At 35.6% G+C, this 2,691-nt stretch carries 2 protein-coding genes and 2 pseudogenes; 3 read left to right on the top strand and 1 reads right to left on the bottom strand.

The genetic code is table 11. The features are described 5' to 3' along the window. Positions 1–350: pseudogene (locus Q7P05_RS02300) on the top strand (NgoFVII family restriction endonuclease); the annotation flags it as partial. 54 nt (positions 351–404) lie between these two features. Here the strand turns inward: Q7P05_RS02300 and Q7P05_RS02305 are convergent. Beyond that, positions 405–1,154, bottom strand: coding sequence for a class I SAM-dependent methyltransferase (locus Q7P05_RS02305; protein ID WP_303930239.1), 750 nt, complete (start codon positions 1,152–1,154; stop codon positions 405–407). 147 nt (positions 1,155–1,301) lie between these two features. Between Q7P05_RS02305 and Q7P05_RS02310 the strand changes: the two genes are divergently transcribed. Together Q7P05_RS02310 and Q7P05_RS02315 are read left to right on the top strand one after the other, a co-directional pair. Continuing rightward, complete coding sequence (locus Q7P05_RS02310; protein ID WP_303930240.1) at positions 1,302–2,240, top strand: DUF1848 domain-containing protein; 939 nt, start codon at positions 1,302–1,304, stop codon at positions 2,238–2,240. A 151-nt stretch (positions 2,241–2,391) separates the two neighbouring features. Then, positions 2,392–2,691 (top strand): annotated as a pseudogene (locus Q7P05_RS02315) (haloacid dehalogenase-like hydrolase); the annotation flags it as partial.

Genomic DNA, 2,691 nt, shown 5'->3' on the forward strand with positions numbered 1-2,691 from the left:
ATAAAGAAAATAAACCAGAAATAAGGTTTAAGTTAGTATTACCAAATGGTAAGAGCATACCAGCACTTATAACTCAAGAAAGACACAAAGCATTTCAATCGGGTAGTAGAAATGAAATTGACCCATTAACAGGTAAACCATATGGACAATCAGCGTTAGGGCAATGGTTATTAGTTGATGTATTAGGTTTAGATGAGCGTGTACCTGTTACTCGCGATTGGTTAATAAAAAAAGATGTTGATTCTGTAAGAGTTTGGCATGAAAAAGGTGATTATTCGACATACTATATCGATATTGCACCTGTAAATTCTTTTGAAAATTTTATGAATGACGTTAATGACGATATTTAGGTCAAAAAAAAATCCATTAGTGCTTCTAATGGATTTTTTTGATTTAATCAAAATTTATTTTATTACTTTCACCAAGAACATTGGTACAGGAATATAAAATTCATCTTCTTCACTGTAAATACGAGGTCCTACTGTGGAATCAATGGTGACAGAGCTAGCACCTAATTTTGTGAGCACTTCTTTATCCCATTGAGGGCGTGTAAAGGATGAAATTTCAAGCATATGATAAATAGTATGGCATCGCTCTTTTAACTCATTGCTTACATGTTCATGGGCATGATGAACAGATTGCGGTAAGTCATGGTGATTGCGAGCATATTCCGCATCATAATTGAGGATTAAACCACCTGGACGAATGATGCGTAACCATTCTGCATAGGCTTTATCTGGATGTGGTAAGTTCCATGTTACATTGCGGGCTACAACAATATCAAAGGTATTAGAATCAAAGCTAAGATTTTCAGCATCCATGACGGAGAAGGTGGCATCGGAGTTTAGTGATTCGGCAAGTTGATTAGCTTCATCAATCATATTTGGGGTAATATCAATACCATGTACTGTATGGCCCAATTCAGAGAGAATAATACTAAAAAATCCAGCGCCACAGCCAATATCTAAAATGCGTAGAGATCGATCAGAGTCAAAGATATGGCTCATCAATTCATCACGCCAAAGCTTAAGTTTAGGGCTTTCTAATTCTTTAGCTCGCAATGACCCAAAATCACGTGCTCGATCGCTCCAATAAGCGGTAATAAACTCTTTGTCATCCTTCATAGGATGATTCTTTTCAAATATATCGTTCATCTTTTTGTTCTCCTCATTTTTAATACACTTAATAGTACCATAAAATGAGAATGTACCATACTATAAATATCACACTTACTACATAAATAATTAATATTGAATATGATATAATACATCTATATTTTTGTTTTATGAAAGGGCAGGACAATGATTTTACAGACGGGACAACGTACGGATATTCCTGCCTTTTATGGGCAATGGTTGATTAATCGTGTTCATCAAGGATTTGTAGATGTACGAAATCCCTATAACCCAATGCAGATAACACGGTATCCTATTAATCATGAAGTAGTAGATGGTATTGCGTTTTGTACAAAGAATCCTTTGCCATTTATTCCGCTCTTACATGAAATAAATGATTATAGACAGTTTTGGCACATGACTATAACCCCTTATGGTCCAGATATCGAGCCCTATGTACCAAAAGCAGATTCTGTAATAGACGGATTTAAACAAATATCAACAAGACTGAATCCTCAATCCATGGTGTGGCGTTATGATCCTATTATTTTAACCCATAACTACACAATAGATTTCCATTTTGAAAGCTTTTATAACATGGCTAAGGCGCTAGAAGGATATACGGATACGGTAGTTGTAAGTTTCTTAGATATATTTGATAAGGTGGCTCAGAACTTTCCTGAAGGTTTTAGACCAAGTGTTGATGTACAACATAACATTATTAAGGAGCTTATTTCTATTGCTCATTCTTGCAATATGGACCTTAAAACCTGTGGAGAAGGGGACGCATTTAAAGAATTAGGGGCTAATACGGAAGGTTGTTTAACCTTAGATTGTTATGAACGGGCTTGGAATGTTACGTTAAAAGCACCTAAACGGGCACCAGCGAGACCGGAATGTAATTGTTATTTACATGGTGATATAGGTGCCTATGATAGTTGTAGTCATTTCTGTCGCTATTGTTATGCTAATACAAATCAGGCGGCGGTCCGGCATAATCGTTTGTTACATGATCCAAATTCTAGTTTACTTATTGACCAGCTTTCAAAAACAGCAATTATTAAAGAAAGCATGGAAAAAAGCTGGATTGTTGATACAAATTACAGGCAAGAAACTCTATTTTAGATGGAATTACGATGCTATATAACGCTGTTTCGTTGACGTATCGTGTAAAATAGATAACAAAGGGGGTTGTCAAAGGGACACCTCAGGAATATAAGAGAGTGAATAGACTTATTAATTGTTTAGTTGTTTTATTATCACAAGGAGGTGTCGTATGATAACCTACAAAAGTGATACTAAAGATTCATCCTTAGTATCACGTGAAGATTCTATGCCAGTTCTTGCCATGTGCTATGATTTTGATAAGACTTTAACCCCTGATGATATGCAGGCACAAGGCTTTATTCAATCTGTTGGCTATGATGAGGAGCAAATCAAGCAGTTCTGGCAAGAATCTAATCAATTGGCTAAGAAAAATGATATGGATAATAACTTAGCTTATATGTACAAGATGATCCAAGAGGCTGTAGGTCGCTTTTATGTGACTAAAGAAAAGCTTATGGAATATGGGAAT

It is taken from the genome of Veillonella dispar (genome assembly GCF_937975875.1).
GTDB classification, from domain to species: domain Bacteria; phylum Bacillota; class Negativicutes; order Veillonellales; family Veillonellaceae; genus Veillonella; species Veillonella dispar_B.

Bases quoted from the DNA above. Each gene is read 5' to 3' on its own strand.
- Q7P05_RS02305 (WP_303930239.1), bottom strand. From the start codon at position 1,154: ATGAACGATATATTTGAAAAGAATCATCCTATGAAGGATGACAAAGAG.
- Q7P05_RS02310 (WP_303930240.1), top strand. From the start codon at position 1,302: ATGATTTTACAGACGGGACAACGTACGGATATTCCTGCCTTTTATGGG.